The organism is Mycobacterium sp. SMC-19, assembly GCF_045310815.1.
Taxonomy (GTDB): domain Bacteria; phylum Actinomycetota; class Actinomycetes; order Mycobacteriales; family Mycobacteriaceae; genus Mycobacterium.
Genome location: NZ_JBJIAM010000003.1, coordinates 357,281 through 371,663, shown reverse-complemented (window position 1 = coordinate 371,663; position 14,383 = coordinate 357,281). Strand labels below are relative to the sequence as shown.

Annotated in this window: 13 protein-coding genes and 1 pseudogene; 5 read left to right on the top strand and 9 right to left on the bottom strand. The window is 68.1% G+C overall.

Annotation, left to right across the window (positions count from 1 at the left end):
- Window positions 1-112 precede the first annotated feature (112 nt).
- On the top strand, window positions 113-1,366 hold the full coding sequence (locus ACJH5R_RS09300; protein ID WP_406757766.1) for a cytochrome P450: 1,254 nt from the start codon (window positions 113-115) through the stop codon (window positions 1,364-1,366).
- Here the strand turns inward: ACJH5R_RS09300 and mftG are convergent.
- The 7 genes from mftG to mftA all read right to left on the bottom strand — a co-directional run bounded on the left by mftG (window position 1,348) and on the right by mftA (window position 7,927).
- Window positions 1,348-2,796, bottom strand: coding sequence for a mycofactocin system GMC family oxidoreductase MftG (gene mftG / locus ACJH5R_RS09295; RefSeq protein WP_406757767.1), 1,449 nt, complete (start codon window positions 2,794-2,796; stop codon window positions 1,348-1,350). The two genes, ACJH5R_RS09300 and mftG, sit on opposite strands and share 19 nt — an antisense overlap.
- 6 nt (window positions 2,797-2,802) lie before the next feature.
- Window positions 2,803-4,215: a mycofactocin biosynthesis glycosyltransferase MftF gene (gene mftF / locus ACJH5R_RS09290; RefSeq protein WP_406781799.1), complete on the bottom strand. Its 1,413-nt coding sequence runs from the start codon at window positions 4,213-4,215 to the stop codon at window positions 2,803-2,805.
- Window positions 4,212-4,958 carry a mycofactocin biosynthesis peptidyl-dipeptidase MftE gene (gene mftE / locus ACJH5R_RS09285; protein WP_406781798.1) on the bottom strand — a complete coding sequence of 249 codons (747 nt, stop codon included), beginning with the start codon at window positions 4,956-4,958 and terminating at the stop codon, window positions 4,212-4,214. The genes mftF and mftE overlap by 4 nt, the downstream gene beginning before the upstream one ends.
- A 194-nt stretch (window positions 4,959-5,152) precedes the next feature.
- On the bottom strand, window positions 5,153-6,343 hold the full coding sequence (gene mftD, locus ACJH5R_RS09280) for a pre-mycofactocin synthase MftD (RefSeq protein WP_406781797.1): 1,191 nt from the start codon (window positions 6,341-6,343) through the stop codon (window positions 5,153-5,155).
- Window positions 6,344-6,345: 2 nt separating this feature from the next.
- Complete coding sequence (gene mftC / locus ACJH5R_RS09275; RefSeq protein ID WP_406781796.1) at window positions 6,346-7,527, bottom strand: mycofactocin radical SAM maturase; 1,182 nt, start codon at window positions 7,525-7,527, stop codon at window positions 6,346-6,348.
- Window positions 7,524-7,829 (bottom strand): mycofactocin biosynthesis chaperone MftB, encoded by a 306-nt coding sequence (gene mftB / locus ACJH5R_RS09270; protein ID WP_406757772.1) that lies wholly within the window; start codon window positions 7,827-7,829, stop codon window positions 7,524-7,526. The genes mftC and mftB overlap by 4 nt, the downstream gene beginning before the upstream one ends.
- Window positions 7,830-7,831: 2 nt before the next feature.
- A complete protein-coding gene (gene mftA, locus ACJH5R_RS09265) occupies window positions 7,832-7,927 on the bottom strand; it encodes a mycofactocin precursor MftA (RefSeq protein WP_406757773.1) in 96 nt (31 codons plus the stop codon).
- Window positions 7,928-8,032: 105 nt separating this feature from the next.
- On the opposite strand from mftA, the gene mftR reads away from it, so the two are divergent.
- Window positions 8,033-8,629: a mycofactocin system transcriptional regulator gene (gene mftR / locus ACJH5R_RS09260; RefSeq protein WP_406781795.1), complete on the top strand. Its 597-nt coding sequence runs from the start codon at window positions 8,033-8,035 to the stop codon at window positions 8,627-8,629.
- Between the two features lie 3 nt (window positions 8,630-8,632).
- Here mftR and ACJH5R_RS09255 read toward each other — a convergent pair whose 3' ends face one another.
- Window positions 8,633-9,685 carry a TIGR03857 family LLM class F420-dependent oxidoreductase gene (locus ACJH5R_RS09255; RefSeq protein ID WP_406781794.1) on the bottom strand — a complete coding sequence of 351 codons (1,053 nt, stop codon included), beginning with the start codon at window positions 9,683-9,685 and terminating at the stop codon, window positions 8,633-8,635.
- Window positions 9,686-9,766: 81 nt separating this feature from the next.
- Here ACJH5R_RS09255 and ACJH5R_RS09250 point away from each other — a divergent pair.
- The 3 genes and pseudogenes from ACJH5R_RS09250 (at window position 9,767) to ACJH5R_RS09240 (ending at window position 12,945) form a co-directional block, all read left to right on the top strand.
- A pseudogene (locus ACJH5R_RS09250) lies at window positions 9,767-10,694 on the top strand (Rieske 2Fe-2S domain-containing protein).
- Entirely contained in the window at window positions 10,691-11,308 is a 618-nt protein-coding gene (locus ACJH5R_RS09245; protein ID WP_406781793.1) for a cysteine hydrolase, read from the top strand. Before ACJH5R_RS09250 ends, ACJH5R_RS09245 begins: the two are co-directional and overlap by 4 nt.
- Complete coding sequence (locus ACJH5R_RS09240) at window positions 11,296-12,945, top strand: acyl-CoA synthetase (protein WP_406781792.1); 1,650 nt, start codon at window positions 11,296-11,298, stop codon at window positions 12,943-12,945. Before ACJH5R_RS09245 ends, ACJH5R_RS09240 begins: the two co-directional genes overlap by 13 nt.
- A 5-nt stretch (window positions 12,946-12,950) precedes the next feature.
- Here the strand turns inward: ACJH5R_RS09240 and ACJH5R_RS09235 are convergent, their stop codons facing one another.
- The gene (locus ACJH5R_RS09235; RefSeq protein WP_406757925.1) at window positions 12,951-14,378 is read right to left on the bottom strand and encodes an aldehyde dehydrogenase family protein; all 1,428 of its coding nucleotides are present in this window, start codon (window positions 14,376-14,378) and stop codon (window positions 12,951-12,953) included.
- Window positions 14,379-14,383 lie beyond the last annotated feature (5 nt).

The following is a 14,383-nucleotide window of genomic DNA, read 5'->3' as shown; positions in this document are numbered from 1 at the left end:
CCGAAGAGCCTAATCGGCCCGAATCAACCCAAAGCGCCGCCACGACGGCCGACGATCCGCAACACTGGACCCAAACCTGACACGTGTCAAAAATGGGGACTAGGAGCAGGGTATGAGTACACCGATCATCGACCAGGCCGCCCAGGTGTTCGTCGACCCCAGCGCCTACGCCGACGAACCTCGGTTGCACGCGGCCCTGACCCACCTGCGCGCACACGCACCGGTGTCCCTGGTCGACCATCGGCCCTACCGCCCGTTCTGGGCCATCACCCGCCACGCCGACATCATGGAGATCGAGCGTGACAACGTGCTGTGGATCAACGCGCCGCGGCCCGTGCTGGCGCCCGCCGACGCCGACGACCTTCAGCGCTCCCTGCTCGAGTCCGGAATGGGGCTGCGGACCCTGATCCACATGGACGATCCGCAACACCACAAGATGCGCACCATCGTCTCAGACTGGTTCCGCCCCAAGGCGATGCGGATGCTCAAGACCCGCATCGACGAGCTCGCCCATCGCTACGTCGAGAAGATGGTGCAGCTCGGCCCGGAGTGCGATTTCGTGCAGGAGGTCGCGGTCAACTACCCGCTGTTCGTCATCATGTCGCTGCTGGGCCTGCCGGAGACGGACTTCGGTCGCATGCTGCGGCTGACCCAGGAACTGTTCGGCGGCGACGACGAGGAGTACCGCCGCGGCTTGACTCCCGAGGAGCAGCTGCCGGTGCTGCTCGACTTCTTCTCCTACTTCGGGGCGCTGACCGCGGCGCGGCGCGCCCAACCAACCGACGATCTGGCCTCCACGATCGCCAACGCGACCATCGACGGCGCACCGCTGTCGGATGTGGATACGGCTTCCTACTACGTCATCATCGCCACCGCCGGCCACGACACCACCAGCGCTGCGATCGGCGGCGGCCTGCGGGCACTCATCGAACACCCGGATCAGCGGGAGCGGCTGCGTGCCGACCTGCGGCTCATGCCGACCGCGGTCGAGGAGATCATCCGCTGGGTGACGCCGGTCAAGGAGTTCATGCGCACCGCCACCGCCGACACCGCGGTGCGCGGCGTACCGATCGCGGAGGGCGAATCCGTCTATCTGTCCTATGTTTCGGCCAACCGCGACGAGGACGTCTTCGACGACCCGTTCGCCTTCGACGTCGGGCGCGACCCGAACAAGCATCTGGCATTCGGGCACGGAGTGCACTTCTGTGTGGGCTCCGCCCTGGCGCGCATGGAGATCAGCAGTTTCTTCAGCGCCTTGTTGCCGCGGCTGGACGCCATCGAGCTCGCCGGCGAGCCTCAGCTGGCGTCGACGACGTTCGTCGGCGGCCTCAAGCACCTGCCGATCCGCTACCGGCTGCGGTCCTGACCGCAGAGCAGTACCGCGGCCCGGTGCGCCAGCATCGCGATGGTCGCGTGCGGTCCGCGGCTGGTGATCCGGGGCAGCGCCGAGCCGTCGATCACCCACAGGCCGTCGACGCCACGCACCCGGCACTGCGCATCGAGCACCGCATCCCGGTCGCCGTCACCGCCGATCGGCGCACTACCGCACAGGTGTTGTGATGTCGACCAACGCGGCTCTGCACCAACATCTTTCACGCCCACAATCTGATCGACCAGGTCCACGCCGCGGCGCAACGCCGCCATATCCGCCGGCTCGGTGTCATAGCGGTGTTCGATGCGCGGTGGTACGTGCGGGTCCGCCGAGACCAGGCTTATCCGCCCGCGGGCTCGCGGAGTCATCAGCGCTACCCCGATCTGCGGCTGATCGGGCGTGTCGACTTCACCGACCATCGCGGCGAAACCGGCGGTGTAGGGCCGAATCTCCACGTCCTCGTGGTGCAGCACTGCTTCCAGCACCGGGCGGCCGGGCGTGCCCGGCCATGGCGCTGCCACCAGCCATTCCGGGTGATCCGCACAGTGCGCGCCGACCGGAAGCGCTGCCTTTACCGCGACACCTGCATCGCGCAGCATGACCTCTCCACCGACACCGGACAACATCAACAGGTGTGCCGATCCGATCGCCCCGGCGCACAACACGATCCGATCCGCAGTAAGCGTGATGGGGCCCTGCTCACCGATCGCTTCCACGGCTATGGCTCGATCAGCTTCGATGGTGACACGGACCGCCCGGGTCTGCGTCAGGACAGTGAGGTTCTCGCGCGACAGCGCGGGCCGCAGGTACGCCATACCCGGTCCGGTGCGCACGCCCTCGACAGTCACGTTGAGTGGGACGGCACCCGCGCCGGATCGTGTCGTCAGCGTCGCGTCGTTGAGATCGTCGATCCAACCGAACCCTGATCGCTGCACGGAATCATTGAATCGTTTTGTGCTATCGCACATTTCACGAGTCCGTCGGACGGGTATGGGGCCGGTGTCGCCGTGTTGCGGGCCGTGGAAGTCAAGATCGGTCTCGACGGCCCGAAACGACTCCAGCAGCTGCGGCCACGCCCAACCCGCAGGGTAGCCGGCGAAGTCGGCCGGAAGCCCCCGGCAGAAGTACCCCCCGTTGACCGCGCCGGATCCGCCGAAGGTGGCACCACGCACTATCGTCACCGCGTTGTCGGCCCTGCTGATCAGCTCGGCACGGTACCGATGCACCAGCCGGCTGGCCGGGCCGATCGGCAATGTCATCGCGTCGGCGGTCTGCGCAGCCACCACCGGATCCCCCAGACCTGGACCCGATTCCACCACCGTGACCGTGCACGAAGGATCCGACGAGAGCGTTGCCGCGACAATCGATCCCGCGCTTCCAGCCCCCACCACCAGCGCATCGCTGTGTACCACCGGAACGGTCAAGGCGGCCTAGCTGCGAATCTGCGGCCTGAGTGCGGCAAGGTTGCGTTCACGCACCACACCGCTCCACAGGCCGGCACCGTAGGCCAGATCGTCCACCCGCTTCAGCAGCAGATAGGCCGGCAGCCCCAGTGGCCGGGAATCGTCCTCACTGCGCGCGTGCCGCAGCCAATCCACCACTCCGTCGGCGACCGCCGCCAGCAGCAGCGCCCTGCGGCAGCGCTGTGACACGCACGCGGCCAGCAGCGCGACGGGCCAGTAGTGCCGGCACAGCGCCGAGGCGATCTGCAGCCCGGCGCTCGCCAGTCCGCGCAACGTCACCATCAGCACATCGGCCGGCGCAGTGTCGGGGCCCCGCATGGACCGGGCCACCCGGTGCCCGGTCAGCGCGGCGATGGTCAAGGAGACCAGATAGCCCAACGCCGAGCCGAGCGCCATCAGCGCCCAGCCTGCCAGCGCCCAGCCGGAGATCACCATGGGCGCGGCCTTGTCCGGGTGGCGGGCCGACAGCGGTGCCGCCGATCCCCCGTAAAAAGCCTTGCGCGCCACCCAATCCCGCAGCTCCACCCGGTGATCGTGGGCGACCTGCGCAATCGGCTCATAGCGCAGCCTGCTGCCCGCATCCACCAATCGCCAGCACAGGTCGACGTCTTCACCGGAATGCAGCGCTTCGTCGAAGCCGCCCAGCTCCCGCAGCGCCGTGGAGCGGCAGATGATCGCCGCGCTGGGGACGTAGGCGACCTTGCCGTAGGGCACCACGGGCGCCTCGCAGCCACCCAGGTCCAGCGACGAACGCATGGACTCATACCGCGCGACCAGGTGTCCGCTGTCGGCCATACCGACGATCCGGGGGGCTACCAGGGCTACCGCCGGGTCGCAGAAGTGCCCCAGCAGGGCCTCCAGCCAGCCCCGACGCGGCACCACATCGGAATCCAGGAACGCCACGAAATTCGTCGTGCAGGCCATCAACCCGGTGTTGCGCGCGGCCGCCGGCCCCCGGCTCTCCGGGTGGCGCAGCACCTGCACCTCGCAGCAGTGCGCTGCGGTCAAATCCTCCCGGCAGATCGGAACCTGCGACCCGTCGTCCACCACCACGACCCGCAGGCCACGCAGTGCCGCAATCAGCCGTTGCAACCCGATGACATTGTCCCGCACCGGAATAACGACCGTCACGTCTCGATACGATGGCCCGCCGGCTGGCCGCGGATGGGCAACGGTGGCATCCAAAAGGGTACGGGCCAGCTGCGCACTGACCGCGTCACGTACCTCCAGACGACCGTCGGACAACATCCCCTGGGCGGCCGGCGCCAGCCGCAGCAGCCGGGTCGGCGACCCGCCCAACAGTGTGGATCCGCGTCCCAGGACGCGTACCTTCCGGTCGACCTGCACGGCGAAGCCGTCAGGCAGCCGGGCCGCGGTCACCGCAGCATCCCGTTCGCCCCGGGTGCCCAGGTATCAACGGCCGCCAGGCCGGCGTCGACCATCTCGGCGAAGAGCCGCTGCCCTTCGCCGGCGGTGGCGGTGGTCGGGTCGCCCAGCACCCCGACGGCGCTCACTGCCCCGACCCCGCCGTCGCGCATCGCGGGAAGCAGCTGCGCCAACGGTGCGCTGTTACCCGGCCGAGCCCGGTCGAACCGGACAATTTCCGGCGAAAGATGCAGCAGCAGAGACGTTTCGGTGTGTCCGGCGTGGGCGTCAGCATCCGGGGCGGCGCACGGAAGCCAGCCCACGTCGCGGCCTTCGAACCGCAGCCGGCCTACCGCCTCGACCAATGCGGGCACATTGCCGCCGTGGCCGTTGACGAAGACCACCCGCTGCGCCCAGCAGCAGGCGGAGCGCCCGTACTCCAGCAACATTTGGGTCAGCGCCTCGGTGCCGATCGAGATGGTGCCGGCAAAGCTCTGATGCTCGCCACTGGCGCCGTAGGCAATGGCCGGCGCGACCGTCCAGCCGTGCCCCGTCGCGGCTGCTGCCAACCGTTCGGCCAACCGCTGAGCGAGCGCCTGTGCGACCCGGGTATCGGTGTCCAGCGGTAGGTGCGGGCCGTGCTGCTCGGTCGACCCGACCGGGACCAGCAGCCTGATCCCCCGCTCCGGCAGCTGACCCTGTAGCTGGTTCTGCAGTTCGTCCCAGGTCGAACTACCGAGCTCGCCGCCAACCGCCATCGGACGATGGTAAGCGAATTCACCTGTCGTACACCAGTTGTTGACGAGTACGACCCAAGTAAATTTTTCGCTCCGGGGCCCGGACTGCTCTCGAGTGATCACGTCCGTCCCGTCCGCCACGGGCGTATCAGAACTGACGCTGATTTAGCAGGTGGGCGCGCCGACCCGACGAGTGGCGGACCTGTGCCTTCCGACTAGGCCTCGGCGGCCGGGACGCCGAGCGCCCGGGTGAATCCGGCCGGAATCAGGATGTCGTCCGGCGACAGATCATGCACCGAGGACCGACCCAGGCCCATCAGGGCCGAGTCGATGCCGCCCCGGAGGATGTCCAGGACGTTCTCCACCCCGGGTTGCCCGGCGGCGCCCAGACCCCACAGGTATGCCCGGCCGATCATCACCGCACGCGCACCCAGCGCCACGGCCTTGACGACGTCGCTGCCCCGCCGGATGCCACCGTCCAGCAACACCTCGATCTGGTCGCCCACCGCCTCGGCGATGGCAGGAAGGGCGCGGATCGCCGCGGGCGTGCCGTCCAGGTTGTTGCCGCCGTGGTTGGAGACCGATAGCGCCGAAACACCGGCATCCACAGCCCGTTTCGCGTCGTCTACCCGCATCACGCCCTTGAGCATGAACGGCCCGCCCCACAGCTCACGCAGCCAGGCGATGTCTTCCCAGGTGGGCGGAGGGGTGCCCATCCATTCCCCGTAGGCCTGGAAGAACGGCGGACCGGCCTCGCCGCGGCCCGCCTGGTTGGGCACCCGCAGGCTCGGCGGTCGCAGGGTCTTGGCCCACCGCAGGAACCATCCGGGCCTGGTGAGAGCCTCAGGCATCATCTTGACCATGGTCTTGAGGTCCATCTTCTCCGGGATGGTGGGGCTGCCCCAGTCCCGCCCGTGCGAGAAGCTCCAGTCGGTGGTCGCGATCATCCCGACGGCCCCGGCCGCCCGGGCGCGCTCCGCCCGCTCGGCGATGGCGTCGCGTCCGCCCAGCCAGTAGATCTGGAAGAAGGTCTTGGGGTTGGCGGCGATGACCTCTTCCATCGGCTTGCTGGCAAACGACGACAGGCCCATCGCGGTTCCGCGCGCCGCCGCCGCTCGCGCAACGGCCACCTCGCCGTCCGGGTCGACTGCCTGCACGCCGGTCGGCGAGATCATCACCGGCATCGAGATCTCTTGCCCCATAACCGTTGTCGACAGTTCGCGACTGGCGGGCGCACCCACCACGTGCGGTGCGAATCCCAGTTCGCTGAATGCCGCCACGTTGTCGCTGACCGTCAGGCCCTTTTCACTGGCCGAGATCAGCGAGGAGTACGCGGACTTCGGGAGCCGCTTCTTGGCTCGCTCCTGGGCAATGGCAACAGTTTCGAACCAGACATCACGAGCCATGATCAGATTGGACTTTCATTGCAGAGGCGGGCCGGCGGACGCATGGACAGCGTCAACGGCACCACAGTGGTGATCGGCTTGCCGCGGGAGTGGTCCGCGGCCGGACGGGGCTTGGTGCGATCAGCGGCCAGCGCGGGAGCGCCGTAGCCCTGGACACATTCCGGATCGGGCCCGTCCAGCGGCAGGCCGGTGAAGAACTTGGCGGCCATGCAGCCGCCCCGGCAGCTGTCGTAGTGGTCGCAGCTTCCACACGCCCCTGCGGACTGCGGCTCGCGCAGTTCACGAAACAGCGGGGCGTTCTTCCAGACGTTGTCGAAACCGCCGTCGGACAGCACGTTTCCAGCCAGGAAGCGGTCGTGGATGGCGAAGGGGCAGGCGTAGACATCACCGACGGGGTCGATCAGGCACACCACTCGGCCGGCACCACACATGTTCAGCCCGGCGAGCGCACCGGGCGCGCCCAGGCCGGACAGGTGGAAGAAGGAGTCGCCGGTCAACACGCGTTCCCCGTTGGCCACCAGCCAGTCATAGAGCTGGACCTGCTGGCCGGCGGTCGGGTGCAGGTCGTCCCACACGTCGGCGCCGCGGCCCGACGGCCGCAGTCGGGTGATCCGTAGCGTGGCTCCATAGCGGCTGGCCAGCGCTGCGAAGTCGTCGAGTTGGTCGATGTTGTGGCGGGTCGCAACCACCGAGATCTTGGCATCGGAGAATCCGGCCGCAGCCAGGTTCTCCAGCGCGCGGATCGCCATGTCGAACGAGCCGGGGCCGCGGATCGGGTCGTTGACCTCGGCGGTGGCACCGTCCAGGGAGATCTGGACGTCGACGTAGTCGCTGGCCGCCAGCTTGGCCGCCACCTCGGGGGTGATCCGCAGACCGTTGGTGGAGAACTTCACCCCCACGTGGTGCTCGGTCGCGTAGTCCACCAGCTCCCAAAAGTCCGAGCGCACAGTGGGTTCCCCGCCACCGATGTTGACGTAGAACACCTGCATGCGTTCCAGCTCGTCGATGATGTCCTTGCATTGCTGCGTGGACAGCTCGCGGGGATCGCGCTTGCCCGACGAGGACAGGCAGTGCACGCACGCCAGGTTGCAGGCGTAGGTCAGCTCCCACGTCAGGCAGATCGGAGCGTCAAGCCCGTGCTCGAATTGTTCGATCAGCCGGGGCACCGGTGCCACGGATGTCATTGGCCCTCCCTGGGCATCAGCATCTTCGAATCCGCCAACACGCGCAGCGCGTGTAGGTACGGACCCTGGTCGGCGTCGTCGACTCCGGCTGCGCGGCAGGCGGATCGGACATCGTCGTGCTCCGGCAGAGACCGCACCACCTCGACGATGGTGCGGTTCTTCAGAAACGACAACTTGCGGGTGCCGAAGTGGTACAGCAGCGCACCAAACGGCTCCGGACGGAGCGCCACCTGCGGGTGCAGCTCCCAGCCGCGGTCGGGGTCGAACACCGTTGCCTCCGACTCCACGGCGACCTCCGGCATGGTCAGTAGACGCCGCACATGCCGTCGATGGACACCTCTTCGACCAGGGTCTCGGTGACGATCTCGGCTGCGGTCTCGTTCTGCTGGTTCTGGTCCATGACGCGGGCCTTTCTCACGTTCGGGTTCGACAACGGACTGTCGTGTCCGTCACAATCTCGGACAGAATATGGCATCGAGTGCCGTAAAGGAAGTGGGGCTGTCAGATGGGCGGTACACCGGATGCGCACCCCCGCGCCGGGCGGCGGCGCTCCACCACCCCGCAGCACATCACCGACGTGGCCATCGACCTGTTCGCCGCCCGCGGATTCGGCGAGGTGAGCGTCGACGACGTGGCGCAGGCCGCCGGCATCGGCCGGCGCACGGTATTCCGGTACTACGCCTCGAAGAACGCCATCCCGTGGGGCGACTTCGACGCACACCTGCAACAACTGCGCGAACTGCTGGACGGCATCGACCCCGCCGCACCTCTCGGGGATGCGCTGCGCGCGGCATTGTTGGCGTTCAACACCTTCGACGCGAGTGAGACGGCGCGCCATCGCCGGCGGATGCGGGTGATCCTGCAGACCGATGAGCTGCAGGCGTACTCGATGACGATGTACGCCGGCTGGCGCAACGTCATCGCGGAGTTCGTGGCACGCCGCGCGGGCTGCGACCCCGACGACCTGCGGCCGCAGACGGTGGCGTGGATGATGCTGGGGGTGGCGCTCAGCGCCTACGAACGCTGGCTGGGAGATGAGTCGCTGGTGTTGCCTCAGGTTCTCGGTGCGGCGTTCGATGCGATCCGCGGCGGCCTGGACTGACGCTCACCCCACGACGTCGCGGTAGGCGGTGACCACCGGCTCCAGCTCGTCAGGGGTGGCCCCGTGCAGGATCACCGCGTCGGCGCCGTAGTCGAACTCCTCGCGGATACGCTCCGCGCAGCGCCGCGCCGGTCCGGTGGCCGCCGGCTCCAGCCACTCGCCGGGGATCAACGTCGCGATGTGCTCGATCTGCTCGGCGGTGGCCTTGTGGTCGATACCGCCCGGGATCGAGGTCACCACCGGGTCTTCGCGGAAGCGCTGCAGCACCGCCGGGTCCCAGTTGTTGGTGCGCACCAGCAGATCGCCGTAGCCCTGTAGGTAGGTAGCCAGCCGCGCGACGGTCTTTTTCAGCCGCAACTCCTCGGGCAGGTGATCGCCCACGGTGGCGAAACACGACCACACCCGCACGCTCGCCGGGTCGCGGCCGGCTCGTTCCGCGGCGTACTTCACCGTTTTCACGCTGCGCTGCAAGGTAGCCGGGGTGAAGTAGGTGTGCAGGATGACGTCGTCGAACAATGCGCCACCCAGCTCGAGGGTCTTGGGCCCGAATGCCACCAGCGCCAGCCGGATGTCTTCGCGGAAGTCCGGGTCCAAGAACAGCACCTGATAGCGGCCGATCGGCCCGTCGTGGCCCAAGATCACCTCGCCTTTCCAGAGTCGGCGCATCACCTGCGCGAAGTCGGCCATCTGCGCGGTGGTGACGTTCGGGATCCCGAACGCGGCGTACAGGGCAGCCACGCCGCGGCCGATGCCCAGGGTGAATCGTCCCCGCGACAGTCGGTGCATGGTGGTCGCCCATGACGCGGTGATCAACGGATGGCGGGTGTTGTGATTGGTTGCCGCGGTGGCGATCTGCATCCGGTCGGTGACCGCGCACGCCGCCCCGACCAGCGACGACGCCTCCTTGACGTTCCAGCGTTCGGAGATGAACGCGGTCCCGAACCCGAGTTCCTCGCCGCGGCGGGCTTCATCCAGCAGCGCGGCCGGGCCCTCCCCGCCGGCGCCGGCCAGCAGGTAGTAGCCCAGTTCGTCGAGAACCCGGTCGGACCCGACCATGACCACGCTCCATTCCTGCCGATACATCTATCGATGGGTTTACGGTACGGTATTCAGTTGGATGCCGCGGGAGGAAATGCGATGAAGGTTCCGTTCACCTGGAAGGTCACCGGCTGGTTCATGATCGGCTGGTCACCGGAGTTCGCCATCGGAGAGACCCGGGCCCTGCATTACTTCGGCGAGGACCTGGTCGCCTACCGGGACGCCGGCGGTGAACTGCACGTGATGGAGGCGCACTGCAAGCACATGGGCGCCCACTTGGGCCACGGCGGCACGGTGGTCGAAGACCGCGTCGAGTGCCCGTTCCACGGCTGGCAGTGGGGGCCCGACGGCTGCAACAAATTCATCCCCTATCAGCCGGACCGGCCGAACAAGGCGTTGCGCCGAACCCCATTGGGAGATGCCCGACATCTTCGGCAAGTTTCCCCAGTTCACCGCCGGCCCGCAGGACTACTATCGGGCCTACCCGGAATTCTCCCGACGCCTGGAGAGCGAACCGGTCCATCCACAGATCGTCGCCGAGAATGCCGCTGACAGCGCGCATTTCCAGTACGTGCACCACGCGACGGTGACGCCCAGACTGCTCGACTGGGAGATGGCCGGCCAGGAATGGCACTTCGTCGCCGGTTTTCCCGACGAGCGCGCGGCTGACCCGGAACAGATGGCGTTGCGCTTCCACAGTCACCTGTTCGGGCTCGGCGGGGCGATCAGCATCTTCGAGGGCGTGCAGCAGCACCGGCTGATCTTCACCTGCACCCCGGTCGACGAGGGCCGCTCGGACCTGTTCTATTCGATCTGGTGGCCGAGGGTTCCCGGCGACGACTCCGACGCGCCGCCGGACGACGTCCGGGCGCGTGTCGAGAAGCAGTTCCTGACCACCGTCGAAGACGATCTGGGTATCTGGCGCTACCAGCGCTACATCCAGAATCCGGCACTGTCCAAGGTCGACGCGAAACCGTTTATGACACTGCGGAAGTGGGCGACACAGTTCTACGATGTGCCGGCATGACCGCCACACTGGCGGAATTGGTGGCGCCGGAGCACACCGCACTCATCACCCAGGAGCTGCAGGGCGCGGTGGTGGGACCCGACGCCGGCTTGGCGGCCCTCGCCGACGAGGCGCGCCGTGAGGCGCTGCCCAACATCGGCCGGCTGCTGCCGGCGGCGCGGTCGGCCGGCGTTGCGGTGGTGCACTGCCTGGTGCACCGCCGCCCGGACGGCCTGGGCTCGAACCACAACGCGCGACTGTTCGCCGCCGGCCGCCGCGCGGTGCGCATCGATCCGGGCAGCGCCGGTGCCACCCTGCTGCCCGAGTTCGGGCCGGAGCCGTCTGACCTGGTGCTCAGCCGCTGTCACGGCCTCGGGCCGATGGGCGGAACCGATCTGGACGCAGTCCTGCGCAACCTGGGCGTATCCACCGTTGTCGCGGTGGGGGTCTCGCTGAACGTGGCCATCCCGAACCTGGTCATGGACGCGGTCAACGCCGCTTACCGCGTGGTGGTGCCCCGCGACGCGGTGGCCGGTGTCCCGGCCGAGTACGGTGCTGCCATCATCGACAACACGCTGTCGCTGCTGGCGACGATCACCACCACACAGGAGCTGATGGACACGTGGCACCCCTGACCCAGTTCACCGTGCCCGAGGTCACCGACGCGGTGGCCGCGGCGATTCCCGACCGCGACATGATCGTCCAGGGCGACCGGCGCTACACCTATGCCCAGATCCTCGAGCGGTCCAACCGGCTGGCGTCCTACCTGCACTCGCGCGGGCTGGGGTGCCACACGCCGCGGTCGGATCTGTCCGCGCACGAGACCGGCCAGGACTTGTTGGGCATCTACGCCTACAACGGCAACGAGTTCGTCGAGACCCTGCTGGGCAGCTTCCGGGCCCGGGTGGCACCGTTCAACGTCAACTACCGCTACGTGCGCAAGGAATTGGCGTACCTGCTGGCTGATTCCGGCGCCACCGCGCTGGTGTATCACGCCGCGTTCGCCCCCACCTTGGCCGAAGTACTCCCCGACCTGCCGCAGCTCAAAGTGCTCATCCAGATCGCCGACGACTCCGGCAACACCCTGCTCGACGGGGCGGTCGACTACGAGACGGTGCTGGCGGAGAGCTCGCCGGAGCCGCCTCCGGTGCAACCCTCACCCGACGATCTCTATGTGCTCTACACCGGTGGCACCACCGGGATGCCCAAGGGCGTGCTCTGGCGTCAGCACGACATCTTCATGGGCTCGTTCGGCGGCCGCAACCTGATGACCGCCGAAGAGGTCAGCTCCATAGACGACATCGTGGGGCCGGCTCGGGAGAACCCGGGCATCAGGCTGATGATCCTGCCGCCGCTGATCCACGGCGCCGCCCAGTGGGCGGTGATGACCGCGATCAACACCGGCCAAACCCTGGTCTTCCCTTCGGTTGTGGACCATTTCGACGCCGACGACGTGGTACGCGCCATTGAGCGCGAGAAAGTGCTGTCGGTGACCGTGGTCGGCGATGCGATGGCCCGGCCGCTACTGGACGCGATCCGCAACGGCACCGCCGACGTATCGTCACTGCTGGTGGTGGCCAACGGCGGCGCCCTGTTGACGCCGTACGTCAAGCAGCAGATCGTCGAGACCCTGCCCGGCGCGATGGTGATCGACGGTGTCGGTTCCTCGGAGACCGGCGCCCAGATGCGTCACATGTCGACCTCGGGTGCCGTGTCCACCGGAACGTTCGCCGGCGGACCGGACACCTGCGTGGTGGCCGAGGACCTGGTGACCGTCCTGCAACCCGGGCACGACGGCCTGGGCTGGCTCGGCCAGCGCGGCTACGTCCCTCTGGGCTACAAGGGCGATGCAACCAAGACCGCGGCGACGTTCCCGGTGATCGATGGGGCACGCTTCGCGGTTCCCGGCGACCGGGCGCGGCACCTGGACGACGGTTCGATCGAGCTGCTCGGCCGGGATTCGGTGACGATCAACTCCGGTGGGGAGAAGATCTTCGCCGAGGAAGTCGAGACGGCGCTCGCGTCGCATCCGAGTGTCGTCGACGTGGTGGTCGCGGGCCGGCCCAGTGAACGCTGGGGCCAGGAGGTGGTGGCCGTGGTGGCCCTCGCCGACGGTGCCGCCGTGACGGCCGCCGAACTCATCGAGCATGCCGGCGGGTCACTGGCCCGCTACAAGCTGCCCAAGGCAGTCGTGTTCCGGGCGACGATCGTGCGCAGCCCGGCCGGCAAGGCCGACTACCGGTGGGCGCGCGAACAGGCCGAGCAGGGCTAGCGTCGTCAGCCGCGTTTGATCCGGCGGCGGGTCCGGTTGCGCGCCGAGCGCAGCATCGCATCGGCGTAGAAGCGCATCGCGGGTCGAAACGGCGGCGCCGCACTACCGGTCATGCTGAACGGCAGGTCGGAGCCCACCACGGTCCGGTAGTGGCTGAACGCGTCAAAGCCCGCCTTGCCGTGGTAAGCGCCCATGCCGCTGCGGCCCACCCCGCCGAACGGTGCCCCCGGCGGAATCATCTGTGCCGCAAAATCGTTGCGGGCCACTCCACCGCTTCGGGTGCGCCGCACGAAGTCCCGGAAGCTCTTGCCGCCGGGACCGAACCAGTAGGCGACCAGCGGAGCGGGGCGCGCGTTGATCGTCTCGATCGCTTCATCGAGGGTGCCATAGCCCTGCACCATCAGCACCGGACCGAAGATCTCCTCGTCGGCGATCCGCATGGTCGCATCGACGCCGCGCACGAGGGTGGGGGCGATCTTGCGGGAAGCTCGATCCGGCAGCGCCTCCCCATCCGGCTCGACGGCCTCCACCACGGCACCGCGGTCGCGCGCGTCGTCGATCAGAGCCAGCACCCGGTCGAAGTTGGCTTCGTTGACGCTTGAGCAGTAGTCGCCATTGGCCAGGATCGTCGGGAACATGTCCCGCAACGTTTGCCGGGCGACATCGACAAATGCGTCGATGTCGCGCTCGGGCACCAGAACATAGTCCGGACACACGCAGACCTGACCGCCGTTGACCATGCGGGCCGAGGCGATCCGCTTCGCCGATCGCGCGATATCGGCGCCGGGCGCCACCACGACGGGATTCTTCCCGCCCAGTTCCAAGGTCACCGGGACCAGGTTGTCCGCGGCGGCGCGCTGAACCAGCGCACCCACCGATGGCGAACCGGTGAAGAAGACGTGGTCGAACGGCAGACCGGCGAACGCGGCCGCCACCTCGGCGCCACCGGTGACGACGGCGAACTCGCTCTCGTCGAAGTACTTCGGTGCCAGCTGCGCCATCAGCTCGGCGGTGTGCGAGGTGATCTCGGACATCTTGACCATCACCCGGTTGCCCGCCGCGAAGGCTGCCGCCGCCGGCACCACCACCAGTTGCAGCGGGAAGTTCCACGGCCCGATGATTCCCACCACGCCGAGCGGGCTGGGCTGCACCTCGGCACACAACCCGACCAGCCGGGCCGCACGCAGCAACTTGCCCGGCCGCATCCATTGTCGGACATGCGATCTGGTGTGCTCGACCACGGGGACGATGCCGATCATCTCGGTGGCCAATGAGGCCGCTCGCGACCGGGTGCCGAAGTCCTGCGCCATCGCCTCGGTGAAGGCGTCGACGTTGTCCAGCACCATCGCGAGCAACCGGTCGATGCGGCCGCGCCGGACCGCGGCGCCCGGCGGCCCGTCGGCCACGAAGGACCGCCGCTGCTTCTCCAGCAGATTTG